Annotated in this window: 14 protein-coding genes; 9 read left to right on the top strand and 5 right to left on the bottom strand. The window is 65.7% G+C overall.

From position 1 onward, the window contains the following. The 3 genes from ACIQ09_RS18810 to ACIQ09_RS18800 all read right to left on the bottom strand — a co-directional run. On the bottom strand, positions 1–544 hold a 544-nt coding region (locus ACIQ09_RS18810; protein WP_398313382.1), incomplete at its 3' end, for a class II fructose-bisphosphate aldolase. 119 nt (positions 545–663) lie between these two features. Continuing rightward, a complete protein-coding gene (pyk, locus tag ACIQ09_RS18805) occupies positions 664–2109 on the bottom strand; it encodes a pyruvate kinase (RefSeq protein ID WP_398313380.1) in 1446 nt (481 codons plus the stop codon). A gap of 115 nt (positions 2110–2224) precedes the next feature. Further along, entirely contained in the window at positions 2225–4174 is a 1950-nt protein-coding gene (locus ACIQ09_RS18800; RefSeq protein WP_398313378.1) for a CHASE domain-containing protein, read from the bottom strand. 253 nt (positions 4175–4427) lie between these two features. On the opposite strand from ACIQ09_RS18800, the gene rfbB reads away from it, so the two are divergent. From rfbB to wecB, 5 genes are all read left to right on the top strand, one after another. After that, positions 4428–5486, top strand: coding sequence for a dTDP-glucose 4,6-dehydratase (rfbB, locus tag ACIQ09_RS18795; protein ID WP_398313376.1), 1059 nt, complete (start codon positions 4428–4430; stop codon positions 5484–5486). Between the two features lie 3 nt (positions 5487–5489). After that, the gene (gene rfbD / locus ACIQ09_RS18790) at positions 5490–6383 is read left to right on the top strand and encodes a dTDP-4-dehydrorhamnose reductase (RefSeq protein ID WP_398313374.1); all 894 of its coding nucleotides are present in this window, start codon (positions 5490–5492) and stop codon (positions 6381–6383) included. A 12-nt stretch (positions 6384–6395) separates the two neighbouring features. After that, positions 6396–7280, top strand: coding sequence for a glucose-1-phosphate thymidylyltransferase RfbA (rfbA, locus tag ACIQ09_RS18785; RefSeq protein WP_398313372.1), 885 nt, complete (start codon positions 6396–6398; stop codon positions 7278–7280). Next, positions 7280–7825 (top strand): dTDP-4-dehydrorhamnose 3,5-epimerase, encoded by a 546-nt coding sequence (rfbC, locus tag ACIQ09_RS18780; RefSeq protein ID WP_398313370.1) that lies wholly within the window; start codon positions 7280–7282, stop codon positions 7823–7825. The genes rfbA and rfbC overlap by 1 nt, the downstream gene beginning before the upstream one ends. Positions 7826–7923: 98 nt before the next feature. Further along, positions 7924–9030 (top strand): non-hydrolyzing UDP-N-acetylglucosamine 2-epimerase, encoded by a 1107-nt coding sequence (gene wecB / locus ACIQ09_RS18775; protein WP_398313368.1) that lies wholly within the window; start codon positions 7924–7926, stop codon positions 9028–9030. Positions 9031–9128: 98 nt separating this feature from the next. Here the strand turns inward: wecB and ACIQ09_RS18770 are convergent, their stop codons facing one another. After that, the gene (locus ACIQ09_RS18770) at positions 9129–9905 is read right to left on the bottom strand and encodes a hypothetical protein (RefSeq protein ID WP_398313366.1); all 777 of its coding nucleotides are present in this window, start codon (positions 9903–9905) and stop codon (positions 9129–9131) included. Positions 9906–10120: 215 nt separating this feature from the next. Further along, the gene (ftsY, locus tag ACIQ09_RS18765; protein ID WP_398313364.1) at positions 10121–11233 is read right to left on the bottom strand and encodes a signal recognition particle-docking protein FtsY; all 1113 of its coding nucleotides are present in this window, start codon (positions 11231–11233) and stop codon (positions 10121–10123) included. Between the two features lie 159 nt (positions 11234–11392). On the opposite strand from ftsY, the gene ACIQ09_RS18760 reads away from it, so the two are divergent. The 4 genes from ACIQ09_RS18760 to coaD all read left to right on the top strand — a co-directional run. Continuing rightward, on the top strand, positions 11393–12766 hold the full coding sequence (locus ACIQ09_RS18760; RefSeq protein WP_398313362.1) for a M16 family metallopeptidase: 1374 nt from the start codon (positions 11393–11395) through the stop codon (positions 12764–12766). A gap of 25 nt (positions 12767–12791) precedes the next feature. Then, the gene (locus ACIQ09_RS18755; RefSeq protein WP_398313360.1) at positions 12792–14129 is read left to right on the top strand and encodes a M16 family metallopeptidase; all 1338 of its coding nucleotides are present in this window, start codon (positions 12792–12794) and stop codon (positions 14127–14129) included. Continuing rightward, a complete protein-coding gene (gene rsmD, locus ACIQ09_RS18750; RefSeq protein ID WP_398313358.1) occupies positions 14126–14662 on the top strand; it encodes a 16S rRNA (guanine(966)-N(2))-methyltransferase RsmD in 537 nt (178 codons plus the stop codon). Before ACIQ09_RS18755 ends, rsmD begins: the two co-directional genes overlap by 4 nt. 37 nt (positions 14663–14699) lie before the next feature. Further along, positions 14700–15188 (top strand): pantetheine-phosphate adenylyltransferase (coaD, locus tag ACIQ09_RS18745; RefSeq protein WP_398313384.1); only part of this gene is annotated, 489 nt, incomplete at its 3' end.

Here is a 15188-nt window from a genome sequence, read left to right as displayed (position 1 = left end):
CGAAGTCGGCGGCCTGATCGGGGTCGGTCAGCATCTGGGAGTGGTCGAGGGTGCCTTCGGCGCCGACACCGTCTTCCTCACCGGCCTGGCCGGTTTCCAGGGAGCCCAGGCAGCCCAGCTCGCCTTCGACGCTGACGCCGATGGCGTGGGACATCTCGACCACCTTGCGGGTCACGTCCACGTTGTATTCGTAGGAGGACGGGGTCTTGCCGTCTTCCATCAGGGAGCCGTCCATCATCACCGACGAGAAGCCGGAGCGGATGGCGCCCAGGCAGATGGCGGGGGACTGGCCGTGGTCCTGGTGCATGACCACGGGGATGTGCGGGTAGGCTTCGACAGCGGCGTCGATGAGGTGGCGCAGGAAGGCTTCACCGGCGTATTTGCGGGCGCCGGCGGAGGCCTGCATGATCACCGGGCTGTCGGTTTCCGCAGCGGCTTCCATGATGGCCTGGACTTGTTCGAGGTTGTTGACGTTGAACGCAGGCAGGCCATAGCCGTTTTCGGCGGCGTGGTCGAGAAGCTGGCGCATGGAAACGAGGGACATGGTTTTTTCTCCGGAGGCCGGGGCCGGCCTGGTAAAGACATAAAGAAAAGGATTCTACCAAGCCGGCATGCGGCCTGTGCGACCGGCAGGCCTTCACATGTCCCAAATTGTGTTCCCGGTCACATCAGACCGGGCTTGGGGGTGTCTCCAACGCGGACAATCTTCATGGTGTTGGTGCCGCCGGAGGCGCCAATGGGCTCGCCGATGGTCAGTACGATTAGGTCGCCGTAGTCGACCACACCCTGCTCCAGCAGGATCTGTTCGGCCTCCCACAGCAGCACGTCCCGGTCGGCATGCACCTGGGACATGAGCAGGGGGTAGACCTCCCGGTAGAGGGTCATCTGGTTGCGGGCCGAGATCTCCGGCGTCAGGGCATAGATGGGCACGCCACTGTTCAGGCGGCTCATCCACAGGGCGGTGGAGCCGGTCTGGGTGAGGGAGGCGATGGCCTTGACCTTGAGGTGGTAGGCGGTCCACATGGCGGCCATGGCGATGGACTGGTCGATGCGGGTGAAAATCCGGTCGAGGAAGTCCCGGTCCATGGTGACCTGGGCGGATTTTTCGGCTTCCAGGCAGATGCGGGCCATGGACTCGACCACCTCTACCGGAAACTTGCCGGAGGCGGTTTCGGCGGAGAGCATGACCGCGTCGGTGCCATCGAGCACGGCGTTGGCCACATCGGAGACTTCAGCGCGGGTCGGCACCGGGCTGTGAATCATGGATTCCATCATCTGGGTGGCAGTGATGGCCAGCTTGTTGCGTTCGCGGGCGAGGCGAATCATGCGTTTCTGCAGGGCCGGCACGGCGGCGTCGCCCACCTCCACGGCCAGGTCGCCCCGGGCCACCATGATGCCGTCGGAGGCGTCGAGGATCTCCTCCAGGTTGGCGACGGCCTCGGTGCGTTCGATCTTGGCGATCAGCATGGCGCTGCTGCCGGCCGCGCGCAGCAGCTGGCGGGCCATGTACATGTCGGCAGCGCCCTTGGGAAAGGAGATGGCGACGAAGTCCACTCCGATCAGGGCGGCGGTCTTGATGTCTTCCATGTCCTTGGCGGTCAGGGCGGGTGCGGTGAGTCCGCCGCCCTGGCGGTTGATGCCCTTGTTGTTGGAGAGCTCGCCGCCGACCTTGACCCGGGTGTGGATCTCCTGGCCGAGGACGCGATCGACACCCAGTTTGAGGCGGCCGTCGTCGAGCAGCAGCACATCACCCGGTTTTACGTCCCGGGGCAGATCCTTGTAATCGAGACCGACCCGATGCACGTTGCCCGGCCCGGCCAGGGCGGCGTCGAGGATGAAGGCGGCGTCCTTGATCAAGGTGACCTTGCCCTCCTCGAACTTGCCGACGCGGATCTTGGGCCCCTGCATGTCGGCCAGGATGCCGACCGGGCGCCCCACCAGCTGGGCGGCTTCACGGATCTGGGTGGCGCGCGCGATGTGGTCCTCGGCCTTGCCGTGGGAGAAGTTCAGGCGCACCACGTCCACGCCGGCTTGGACGAGGCGTTCCAGGGTCAGGAGGTCGGAGGAGGCGGGGCCGAGGGTGGCGACGATCTTGGTGTGACGGGACATGAGGTCTCCAGGTTGTAATTGGTCTGTGCTGCGTGCTGTCGGACAGAATTTTAGGGCAAGGGACGTGGCAGCGTGATTGCATCAAATCAAGCGAGGGGCATGCGGGCTTCTGCCCTCACGGCGGGGTTCGCCGCGTGACAGCGGCACTCGCCCCGTTACGGCCGATGGACTTGGTGCGGTACATGGCTGCGTCGGCGCGGCGGGTGAGGCTGTCGAGGTCGGTGCCGTGATCCGGGTAGAGGGCAATGCCGATGCTCACCGAAACCAGAGTTTCCTTGCCATCCAGCACGTAGGGGGCATTGATGGTGCGGCGGATCTTCTCGGCCACGGCAAGGGCCTCGTTCATGCCGCCCACGTCGTGGAGCAGGGCCATGAATTCGTCACCCCCCTGGCGGGCCAGCAGGTCACTGGCACGCAGACACTGACGCATGCGCTGTGCAGTCTCGATGAGCAGGATATCGCCGGCGGCGTGGCCCAGGCTGTCGTTCACCTCCTTGAAGTGGTCCAGGTCCAGGTAGAGCAGGGCGAAGCGGCTGTGCTGCCGGCGGGCCATCAGCAGGCTGGTGTCCATCTGGTCAAGGAAGCTGGCGCGATTGGCCAGGCCGGTCAGGGAGTCGTGGGTGGCCAGGTAATGGATTCGCTCCTCCGAGGCCTTGCGATCGGAAATGTCGGTGACGCTCAGGATGACGCCCTGCAGGCGGCCGTCCTTGTCCAGGTGGGGGGCGTCCGTGACGATGGCCGTCAGGCAGCTTCCGTCCGCGGTGAGCAGTGTCTGCTCATAGGTGGCAGGCTCGCCGCGCAGCAGGCGCGCGAGGAAGCGGCTGCGACTGGCCGGATCGCCGGGGGGCCACAGGGCCGTGAACGGCGTTCCGATCAGGCGCGCCTCCGGATGGCCGAGAAGGCGGAGCAGCTGCGGATTGAGGAAAGAGAAGTGGAGCTCGGTATCGAGAGCAGCGATGCCGTCCCGGGACAGGTTGACCAGGGTGCTGTAGCGTGCCTCGCTGCTGCGCAGGGAGGCGCTGATGCGGTCGAGCTCCCGCGCCCGTGAGCGGGCGGCAGCCAGCGATGCGGTCAGCAGAACAAGGAGGCCGCAGATCAGCACGATGGCCCCTGCTTCCAGCCGGTGTCCGGTGGTGTGGTTGGGCGTCGGGCGTGGGGTGCTGTCAAATACAAGGGTCCATACCCGGCTGTCGAGTTCCAGGAGGGTGCGGTCGCTGAGTGCTGCCGGGCTATCCAAGTCCGGATGGCTGTCGAAGAGCAGGGTCTCGGGCCTTGTGTCATGGCCATCATAAATGCGCAGCCGGATGCGTGGCCCCGTGTCGCCCAGGGTGCCGGCGATCAGGTCGTTCATCCGGAAGGGGCCATACACCCAGCCAATGAAGGCACGCTCGCGTTGGGCGGGTGTTCCCAGGTCGGCGCCCTGGCGGAACACCGGCATGTATAGCAGGACACCGGGCTGTGGGTCGATGGTGGTTTCCTGAACCAGCCTTACCTTGCCCGACAGGGCTGGCACACCCAGCTGTTGGGCCCGGATCATTGCCTCCCGGCGTACCGGTTCGGACAGCATGTCGTAGCCAAAGGCCCGCTGGTTGCGCCAGTCGAAGGGCTCGAGATAAACGATCGCGCCGTACTCGCTGCGCGGCCCCGGGGGGGTGATCCGATAGTCTGGAAAGCCCTCGGCGCGAATGCGCCCCTCGTGGCGGGCAAGCTGGTCTGCACTGACGTGCGCTGCAAAGCCTACCCCCTGGATTCCCGGGTAATTCACTGGCAAATGCAGGGCGGCCACATAGCTTTGCCACTCGCTCCGGCTCACTTCCCGGGAGGCCTGGAGGAGTGCACGGGCGCCGTTCAACACTTGCTTGTAGGCTTTGAGGCGTTCCTCGATGCGCAGGGTGACCTCCCCCGTTTCCTGGGCAAAGGTATGTTGCACCGCCTGCTGGTGGGCCTGATCCAGGCGGTCCACGACCACAAGCCCGAGCAGGCTCGAGAAGATCAGGGCAGCCAGGGTCGGTATGGCAACGGCGGGTTTCAGCGCGCGCATGAGCCACCGGGTAAATGCCTGCATGATTGACTGACATCCCTCCTGCTCTTAACCCTGTCAGGGGGTCTTCCGTGTAGTAGGGCGAACTTGTTTTTGTCTTAACGGCAGCCGCGCCGGGAGTTTGATCCTTGCTCTGGATGGTGCTGGAGTGCGCAGACTTGAGTTTCCAGGAATGTCATAATCAGAGGGCCTTACCGAGGCGTCACTGCATGTGCCGGACGGCCTCCAGCGCTGCATGCAGGCGGCGCCCTTCCGCGAAACCTTGAGGACCCCTCCCATGATTCTCGTAACCGGCGGTGCCGGCTTTATTGGTGCAAATTTTGTTCTCGACTGGCTACGCACAAGCGACGAGCCGGTGGTGAACCTGGATGCCCTGACCTACGCAGGCAACCTGGAAAACCTGGCCTCCCTCAAGGGCGACCCGCGGCACATCTTCGTGCAGGGCGACATCTGCGACCGGGAACTGGTCGACCGCCTGTTTGCCGAGCACCAGCCCCGTGCCATCGTCCATTTTGCCGCCGAGAGCCACGTGGATCGCAGCATCCATGGCCCCGGTGATTTTGTGCGCACCAATGTGAATGGCACCTTCACCCTGCTCGAAGCCGCCCGCGGCCACTGGATGAGCCTGGAAGGTGAAGCCAAGGCGGGCTTTCGCTTTCACCATGTGAGCACCGACGAAGTGTACGGCTCCCTGGGGCCGAACGACCCGGCCTTCACCGAGACCAAGACCTACGAGCCCAACAGCCCGTACTCGGCCAGCAAGGCCGCCTCCGACCACCTGGTGCGTGCCTGGCATTACACCTACGGGCTGCCGGTGACCACCAGCAACTGCTCCAACAACTACGGCCCCTATCACTTCCCCGAGAAGCTCATCCCCCTGATGATCGCCAACGCCCTGGCCGGCAAGCCCCTGCCGGTGTACGGCGATGGCATGCAGATCCGCGACTGGCTCTTTGTCACCGACCATTGCTCGGCCATCCGCGCCATTCTGGCCCAGGGCACCCCGGGCGAGGTCTACAACGTGGGCGGCTGGAACGAGAAGCCGAACATCGAGATCGTGAACACCCTGTGTGCGCTCCTCGACGAACTCAAGCCCGATCCGGCTGGCAGCTACCGCCGCCTCATCACCTACGTCACCGACCGCCCCGGCCACGACCGGCGCTACGCCATCGACGCCCGCAAGATCGAGCGCGAACTCGGCTGGCGCCCGGCCGAAACCTTCGACACCGGCATCCGCAAGACCGTCGAGTGGTACCTGGCCAACCAGGAATGGGTGGGTCACGTGCTGAGCGGAGCCTACCGCGAGTGGGTCGACACCAACTACGCGGGCCGCTGAACCATGAAGATTCTTCTTCTCGGCAAGAACGGCCAGGTGGGCTGGGAGCTGCAACGCAGCCTCGCCCCCCTGGGCGAGCTCATTGCCCTCGATCACGACGGCGCCCCGGGCCTCTCCGGCAACTTTGCCGACCCTGAGAGCCTCGCCGCCACCGTGCGCACCGTGGCCCCCGAGCTCATCGTCAATGCCGCCGCCCACACCGCCGTGGACAAAGCCGAGAGCGAACCCGACTTCGCCCGTGCCCTCAACGCCCTGACCCCCGGCGTGCTCGCCCGCGAAGCCGCCACCCTGGGCGCCCTGCTGGTGCACTACTCCACCGACTACGTCTTCGATGGCAGCGGCGAAACGCCCCGCGACGAAGCGGCCCCCACCGGCCCCCTGTCCGTGTATGGCCGCACCAAGCTCGAAGGCGAAGCGCTCATCCGCCAGAGCGGCGCCCGCCACCTCATCTTCCGCACCAGCTGGGTGTATGCGGCCCGCGGCGGCAACTTTGCAAAGACCATGCTCAAGCTCGCCGCCGAGCGCGACCGGCTGACCATCATCAACGACCAGCACGGCGCCCCCACCGGTGCCGACCTGCTGGCCGACGTCACCGCCCACGCCGTGCGCATGACCCTGGCCGACGCCTCCCTGGCCGGCACCTACCACCTGGTAGCCGGTGGCGAGACCACCTGGCACGCCTACGCCCGTCACGTCATCGAGTTCGCCCGGGCCCGGGGTGTGCCGCTCAAGGTGGCGGAGGAGGCCATCCTCCCCGTGCCCACCAGCGCCTTCCCGACACCCGCTGCCCGCCCGGCCAACTCCCGGCTCGACACGCGCAAGCTCCAGCAAGCCTTCGGCCTCAAGCTGCCGGCCTGGGAGCAGGGCGTCGAGCGCATGCTCACCGAAATTCTGTAAATGGACCTCCCCATGACCCAACGCAAAGGCATCATCCTCGCCGGCGGATCCGGCACCCGGCTGCATCCGGCCACCCTGGCCGTCTCCAAGCAGCTCATCCCGGTGTACGACAAGCCGATGATCTACTACCCCCTCAGCACCCTGATGCTGGCGGGCATCCGCGACATCCTCATCATCTCCACCCCCCAGGACACCCCGCGCTTCCAGCAACTGCTGGGCGATGGCAGCCAGTGGGGCCTCAACCTGCAATACGCCGTGCAGCCCAGCCCCGACGGTCTCGCCCAGGCCTTCGTGATCGGCGCCGACTTTGTCGGCACGGGCCCGAGCGCGCTGGTGCTGGGCGACAACCTCTTCTACGGCCACGACTTCGCCAGCGGCCTGCGTGAGGCCAGCAAACAGACCGACGGCGCCACCGTCTTCGCCTACCCGGTGCATGACCCCGAGCGTTATGGCGTCGTCGAATTCGACGCCGCCGGCCGGGCCATCAGCCTCGAAGAGAAGCCCACGCAGCCCAAGAGCCGCTACGCCGTGACCGGCCTGTACTTCTACGACAACCGCGTGCTGGATATCGCCCGCGACCTCAAGCCCGGCCCCCGGGGTGAGCTGGAGATCACCGACGTCAATCGCCAATACCTTGAATGGGGCGCACTGGATGTGCAGGTGATGGGCCGCGGCCACGCCTGGCTTGACACCGGCACCCACGAAAGCCTCCTCGAAGCCGGCCTGTTCATCCAGACCATCGAGAAGCGCCAGGGCCTGAAAATCGCCTGCCCAGAGGAAATCGCCTGGCGCGCCGGCTGGATTGACGCTGCACATCTGCAAAAGCTCGCCGCGCCCCTGGCCAAGAACGGCTACGGGCAATACCTGAAACGTCTGCTCGAAGAGAGGGTGTTCTGATGAAGGTGATCCAGACCGCCATCCCCGACCTGCTGATTCTGGAGCCCAAGGTCTTCGGCGACACCCGGGGCTTCTTCATGGAGAGCTTCAACGCCCGTAGCTTTCAGGAGGCCACCGGGCTGAACGTGGATTTCGTGCAGGACAATCACTCCCGCTCCGCCAAGGGGGTGCTGCGCGGCCTGCACTATCAGATCCAGCAGGCCCAGGGAAAGCTGGTACGGGTGGTGCGCGGAAGCGTCTTCGATGTGGCGGTGGACCTGCGCAAGGGCTCGCCGACCTTCGGCAAGTGGGAAGGGGTGGAGCTGAGTGAAGAGAACAATCGCCAGTTCTGGATCCCGCCCGGTTTTGCCCATGGCTTTCTGGTGACCAGCGAGAGCGCCGACTTCCTGTACAAGACCACCGACTATTACGCGCCCGAGCATGAGCGCAGCCTGGCCTGGAACGATCCGGACGTGGGGGTGGAATGGCCGCTGGACGGTGAGCCCCTGCTGTCGGCCAAGGATCTGGCGGGGAAGAGGCTGAGCGAATGTGAAACCTTTCCCTGAGGCACGGTCGTTGGCAAGCCTCTGACAATTATTTCTTTGTTGGCCCCGTAAAGCCCGCGCGATAATGCGCGCCTGTCATTCCGCCCGTGGAGTTCTGCATGTCCCGTTCCCTCATTTACCTCGTCGCCGGCGCGCGTCCCAATTTCATGAAGATCGCGCCGATCGTGCGAGCCCTGCAGGCGCGGGCTGATCGCTTCGACTTCCGCATCATCCATACCGGCCAGCACTACGACCGGGAAATGAGCGACGTCTTCTTTGACGAGTTGGGCATTCCCAAGCCCGATTACCACCTTGAGGCCGGTGGCGGCAGCCATGCCACCCAGACCGCCAAGATCATGGTGGCCTTCGAGGAGATCTGCCAGAAGGCCCGCCCCGACTGTGTGCTGGTGGTGGGCGATGTGAACTCCACCCTGGCCTGCTCCATCGACGCCAAGAAGCTCGACATTCCGGTGGCCCACGTGGAAGCCGGCCTGCGCAGCGGCGACATGCGCATGCCCGAGGAGATCAACCGCCTCGTCACCGACAGTATCTCCGACTGGTTCTTCTGTACCGAGCCGGCGGGCGTGGATAACCTGCTGCGTGAAGGCAAGGGCCAGGACGTGGTCTTTCACGTGGGACACGTGATGGTGGACAACCTGCTGTTCCAGCGTGACAAACTGGACGCGTCCGACAAGGCCGGCATGGCCACCGAGGCCATCAAGGCCCAGTACCCCAAGTACGGCGTGGTCACCTTGCATCGCCCCTCCAACGTGGACGACGAAGCCAATTTGCGCGGTATTGCCGGCGCTCTCAAGCAGATCGCCGCCGACCTGCCGCTGATCTTCCCGGTGCATCCGCGCACCCGGGGCAATCTCGAAAAGTTCGGCCTCGACCTGGGCCCCAACGTGGTGCTGACCAAGCCCCAGTCCTACATGGAGTTTCTCAACCTGTGGAAGGATGCGGCGCTGATCATGACCGACAGCGGCGGCCTGCAGGAGGAGACCACCGCCCTCGGTGTTCCCTGCCTGACCCTGCGTGAGAACACCGAGCGCCCGGTGACCATCGACGAAGGCAGCAATGTGCTGGTGGGGACCGATCCCGCCCGCATCCTCGAGGAGGCTGCCAAGGTGCTGGCCGGTCAGGGCAAGCAGGGACGCCGCCCCGCCCTATGGGACGGCAAGGCCGCCGAGCGCATCGTGGCCGACCTGGACCGACTGCTGGCCTGACGATCATCCCGCACAGGCTGCGGGTGTGGATTGAAGACGGGGGATGTTGCGAATCGCATCGCAACATCCCCCGTCTTGCTTTTCGGGCGGCGCGGCGCTCAGCCGCCGGAAGGTGACCGGGATGGCAGGTGCAGCGCCACGTCTACCTCGTTGATGCGCCCTTGGGGTTCGGGCTCCCCAAGGATCAGACTGGTTTCCAGCGCACCACGGATCAGGCAGTGGGCAACGCAGTGCAGCCGCTCGGGGTTGTCCGGATCAAGGTTGCGTTCGATGCCGGCAAGGCTCACCCGGGGGCCGGTCAGGCGCAGGCTGAGGTGGGGCGGGGCACTGCTGAGATCAATCACGTCCAGCCCGGCGACGGTTGCCAATACCGCCGCGAGGGCGCGGGCAAGGAGATCGTCGGCGGTGCTCATGTCCCGCGCCCAGGCCTGCAGCTCAAGATCGATTCTGCTGTTTCTGCGCTCCTGGTAGCCAGCGCAGGGGGCACCGCGGGTGCGCGCCAGTACCGGGCCAGGGGGGGCGCGGAAGAAGCGTAGGGTGCGCCCGTCGAGGAGGTAGGCGTCACCGGCTGCGAGCACACGGCCGGGCGGGCAGTGCACCTCGGTCAGATCTCCGGGGGCGTCGTCGGGCAGGATGAAGTCCAGCGGATGTTCCGGGCTCGCGGCAAGGGTGCCTTGCCAGCCCTGGAAGGCCGGATCGCGGCTTGGCCGCTCGTCCGGGGTGTTCGGGTCATCCTGGACCAGACGCAGGGCGTGTACTGCCACCCGGCTGGCCGTTCCACCGGGGGCCGGGGCCGGGCCGGTCTGCAGATCCTGACCCGGGGGCAGGGCGGCAGCAAGGCCGGGGCGCAATAGCTGTTCGAGGGGGCCAAGCATGGGGTCAGTTTTCCGGGTCGAGTACGCCGGCCTGGAGGTGCAGCCAGGGGCGGGGGCGGGCGTGTCCAGGGGCAACCAGGGGCCGCTGCCGCGGCAATGGTAGGCTGCGTCGAAGAGGTCCGGACAATGGACTTCAGCATACCACTGCAGGCTGCCGTGTTCGACGCGGCATGCCAGCCACCAGGGCTGGCCGGCCAGGGGCCGGGGCGCGGGCCTTAGGCCGGGGTGTCGGTGCTGCCGCCGATCGGGGTGAACAGCGCCTCCACGAATTCCCTCGCACGGAACACTTGCAGATCGTCGATCTGCTCGCCCACCCCGATGAAGCGGAGGGGCTTCGGGCACTGGCGGGCAATGGCGGCCACCACACCGCCCTTGGCGGTGCCGTCGAGCTTGGTAAGCACCAGCCCGGTGACGCCGATGGCCGTATCGAAAGCCTTGACCTGCTGGATGGCGTTCTGGCCGATGTTGGCATCAAGCACCAGCAGCACCTCGTGGGGGCCGCTTGGCTCCGCCTTCTGGATGACCCGGCGCACCTTGGCGATCTCTTCCATCAGGTGCAGCTGGGTGGGCAGGCGGCCGGCGGTGTCGGCCAGAACGATGTCGATGTTGCGGGCGCGGGCGGCGCTGATGGCATCGAAGACCACGGCGGCCGGGTCGCCGGACTCCTGCGCGATCACCGACACGCCGTTGCGTTCGCCCCAGGTCATCAGCTGCTCGCGGGCGGCGGCGCGGAAGGTGTCGCCTGCGGCCAGCAGCACGCTCTTGCCCTGGCTCTGGAAATGCTTGGCCAGCTTGCCGATGGAGGTGGTCTTGCCCGAGCCGTTGATGCCGGCAATCATGATGATGTAGGGCTTGTGGCCGCTGATCTCGAGGGGCCTTTCGAGCGGGGTAAGGATGTTCAGCAGGCCCTCGGACAGAGCGTCCTGCAACTGGTCGGCCGTCTCGAGCTTGTCGCGCTTCCAGCGCAGGCGGAGTTCCTTGAGGAGATGCTGGGTGGCTTCAACGCCGCAGTCGGCCATCAGCAGGGTTGTTTCCAGCTCTTCGAGGAAGTCCTCGTCGATCTTGCGGCGGGAGAACAGGCTGGTCAGGCCGCCGAGACCGCCACCGATCTGCTCCCGGGTGCGGGACAGGCCGGCGCGCAGGCGGTCCATCCACGAGCGCTTCTTGTCGGGTTCGGCCGTAGGGGCCGCGGGGGAGGGGTCGGGGGCCGCCGCAGCCGGAGCCGGAGCCGCAACAGCCTCGGGGAGCGCCGGGGCTGCTTCTGGGGCTTTGGGCTCCTGAGCCGGCGCATCGCCCGGCTTCAGGGCTTTCTTGAGGAAACCAAACATGGAGTGGTGAGTCTGAAAGTGGGTCGATTGGGACAAGGGCGGGGAGAATTGCCCCCGCTTTGCCCGGTTGGCCGAGCTGCCGGAATGCCGCTATGATGCCGCGCCACATGCCGGCCAGTGGCCACCGTTTCCGAATTTTACCAGATGCTTCAAGAGCCTATGATGAATCGCAGATTGCGGGTCGCCAGTACTGTCCTCGTCCTTGCCACCGCCCTTGCCGGGCCGGTGTGGGCCAACCCCTTCGAGACGGCACTTCCCAACGGAATGAAGCTGATCGTCAAGGAAGATCGCCGGTCGCCGTCCGTGGTGCACATGGTGTGGTATCGGGTGGGGGCGATGGACGAGGTGGATGGCACCTCGGGCGTGGCCCACCTCCTTGAGCACATGATGTTCAAGGGAACGAAGAAGTTTGGCCCCGGGGAGTTCAACAAGCAGGTTGCGGCGGCCGGTGGGCGGGACAATGCCTTTACCAGCCATGATTACACCGCCTACTTTCAGCAGGTGCCCAAGGAGGCCCTGGGCCGGATGATGGCCCTGGAGGCTGATCGTATGGCGCACCTGCAGGTCACCGACGAGTCCTTCAAGAAGGAGATCGAGGTGGTGAAGGAGGAGCGTCGCCTGCGCACCGACGACAAGCCGCGTGCTCTGGTCGTCGAACAGCTGATGGCCACCGCCTTCCAGGCGCATCCCTATCGCCGGCCGATCATCGGCTGGATGAGCGACCTGGAGAACATGACAGCCCAGGACGCCCGCGACTGGTATCAACGCTGGTACGTGCCCAATAACGCCACCCTGGTGGTGGTGGGCGATGTGGATCACAAGGCCGTCTTCAAGGAGGCTGCGGCAAGCTATGGCAAGGTCAAGGCCCGGCCCCTGCCGGTGCGAAAGCCCCTGGTGGAGCCTGAGCAGACTGGCCCCCGTCGTACCGTCGTGAAGGCGCCGGCGGAGCTGCCCTACGTGGCCCTGGCCTGGCGGGTGCCCAGCCTGCGGGACGTGAAGGCTGACAGCGATTTCTACTCCCTGCAGGTGCTGGCTGCCGTGCTGGACGGCTACGAAGGTGCCCGGCTGGCAAAGAACATCGTGCGCGGCAGCAGGGTGGCCGTGACTGCCGGCGCCGGCTATGACGGCACCGCCCGGGGTGAGTCCCTTTTCTACCTGGACGGTGCGCCGGCGGCCGGGCAGACGCCCGCCGACGTGGAGGCGGCCCTGAAGGCCGAGATCGTGCGCATCCAGAACGAAGGCGTGTCCGAGGACGAGCTGCGCCGGGTCAAGGCCCAGGCCGTGGCTGGCCAGGTGTATAAGCGCGACTCGCTGATGGGCCAGGCCATGGAGATCGGCATGGACGAGATGGTCGGCCATTCGTGGAAGGACGACGCGCTGATGCTGGAGCGCATCCGCGCCGTGACCGCTGCCGAGGTGCAGGCCGTCGCCCGCAAGTATTTCCGCGACGAGACCCTGACCGTCGCCCAGCTCGACCCCCTGCCGGTGGATCCCCAGGCCCGTGCCAAGGCCGCGGCTCCCCATCGCCACTGACCGTTCCCGAATTCGAGGTTGATTGATGATTTCCCAATGCAAACGTGTGGGGGTGGCCCTTGTGCTGACCCTTGCGACCCTCTCGGCCCAGGCCGGGCTGACTATCCAGAACTGGACGACGGCCAACGGTACCCGGGTGTACTTCGTCGAGAGCCGGGCCCTGCCCATCGTGGATGTGCAGGTGGATTTTCGTGCCGGTGGTACGGAGGTTGCCCCTGGCAAGGCGGGTCTGGCCGGCCTCACCCGAGGCCTGCTGGATGCTGGTGCAGGTGAGCTCGACGAGGATGCCATAGCCAACCGGGTGGCCGACCTGGGTGCGCAGATCGGCGGCGGTGCCGACATGGATCGCGCGTCCGTGTCCCTGCGGACCCTCAGCAGCCCTGCCGAGCGGGAGGGGGCCGTGGCCCTGCTGGCCACCCTGATCCAGCGGCCGACCTTCCCGGCCGCTGCCGTGGAGCGGGAGAAGTCGCGCAGCATCGCCGGCTTGAAGGAGTCCGACACCCAACCCGACGCCATCCTGTCGCGCCGGTTTGCCGCGGCGGTCTTCCCGGATCATCCCTACGGGCGTCTGCCTTCGGCGGAGTCCATGGCCTCCCTCAACCGTGAGGATCTGGTGGACTTTCATCGGCGTCATTACACCGCCGCGGGCGCTGTGGTCAGCGTCGTCGGCGATGTCTCGCGCAGTGAGGCCGAGGCCATCGCCACCCGGCTCACCGGCGCTTTGCCGGTGGGCGAGGCGCCCGTGCAGCCTACCGATGCGACGCTCGCCGTGGGGCAGACGATCCGCGTGCCGCATCCGTCGGCACAAGCTCACATAGCCGTGGGCCAGCCGGGCATCCGTCGTGGCGATCCGGATTTCTTTCCCCTGGTGGTCGGTAATTACATCCTCGGCGGCGGTGGCTTCGTCTCCCGGCTGACCCGCGAAGTCCGCGAGAAGCGCGGCTATGCCTACAGCGTGTACAGCTATTTCTCGCCCCAGCGCAGCGCCGGCCCCTTCCAGATCGGCCTGCAGACCAAGGGCAGCCAGGCCGATGACGCCCTCAAGGTGGTGTCGGAAACCCTGGGGACCTTCCTCAAGGACGGGCCGACCGAGGGCGAGCTGAAGGCCGCCAAGGAGAACCTGGTCAATGGTTTCGCCCTGCGTCTCGACTCCAATCGCAAGATGCTGGAGCAGGTGGCCGTGATCGGGAGCTATGGTCTGCCACTGGATTATCTGGACACCTATCGTGCCAAGGTGTCGGCGGTGACCGCCGAGCAGATCCGTGATGCCTTCCGGCGCCACGTGTCGCCCGAGCGACTGGTGACCGTGGTGGTGGGCGGAGATGGCGACAAGCCGGCCACCCGCAACGGGGCTGCCCGTTGAGCCGCATCCGCATCATCGGTGGGGAATGGCGCTCCCGCCTGATTGACGTCGGCGCCGTCAAGGGATTGCGCCCGACGCCGGACCGGGTGCGGGAAACCCTGTTCAACTGGCTGGGGCAGGAGCTCGATGGAAAAACCTGTCTCGATCTGTTTGCTGGCAGTGGCGCCCTGGGCTTCGAGGCTGCCTCCCGCGGCGCTGCTCAGGTGACGATGATCGAGCAGGATGCGGTGGCCTGGGGGGCGCTTCAGGCCAATGCAAAGACCCTACAAGCAGCGCGTGTACGGATTGTGCGGGGCGATGCGCTAAAATTCGCCCGTTCCGCCGATCAGCGCTTCGACGTGGTCTTTCTTGACCCGCCCTACCGGGCTGGCTGGATCGAGCGGATGGCACCGTTTCTGCCGGACCTTCTCTGTGAGGGAGGAGTGGTCTATGTGGAAGCGGAATACAAGATCGAAAACATCGACCGATTGATGCGAATCAAGCAGGGGACGGCCGGGCAGGTGTATTACCACCTCTTTGCCGCTGCACGCTGACAGACGCGAGATTGCTCCGACAGGGGAGGCCTGCAGGATGAGGGATGGCATCGCGGTTTATCCGGGTACTTTTGACCCTTTTACCAAGGGGCACGAAGACTTGGTCAGGCGGGCATCCCGCCTCTTTGAAGGGGTGATGGTCGGTGTTGCGGCGAGTGCCGGAAAAGGGCCGATCTTCAGTCTCGAGGAGCGGGTCGAGATTGCAAGGGAGGTGCTGGCACCTTACCCGAATGTGGAAGTGAAGGGTTTTTCCTGCCTGCTGATGGATTTTCTCCACCAGAACAATGCGCGGGTCATTCTCCGGGGCCTGCGGGCTGTGTCCGATTTCGAGTACGAGTTCCAGATGGCGGGCATGAACCGCAAGCTCTACCCGGATGTGGAGACAGTGTTCCTGACCCCGGCCGACGAGTACATGTTCATCTCGGCCACCATGGTCAGGGAGATCGCACGGCTCGGCGGTGATGTGAGCAAATTTGTCCAGCCGGGCGTCTATGAGCGCCTGTGCCTGAAGATCAACAACAGTAGT

The sequence above is a fragment of the Zoogloea sp. genome (assembly GCF_044344315.1).
Classification (GTDB): domain Bacteria; phylum Pseudomonadota; class Gammaproteobacteria; order Burkholderiales; family Rhodocyclaceae; genus Zoogloea.
The sequence above is the reverse complement of the archived record's forward strand: the minus strand, read 5'-3'. Positions and strand labels throughout refer to the sequence as shown.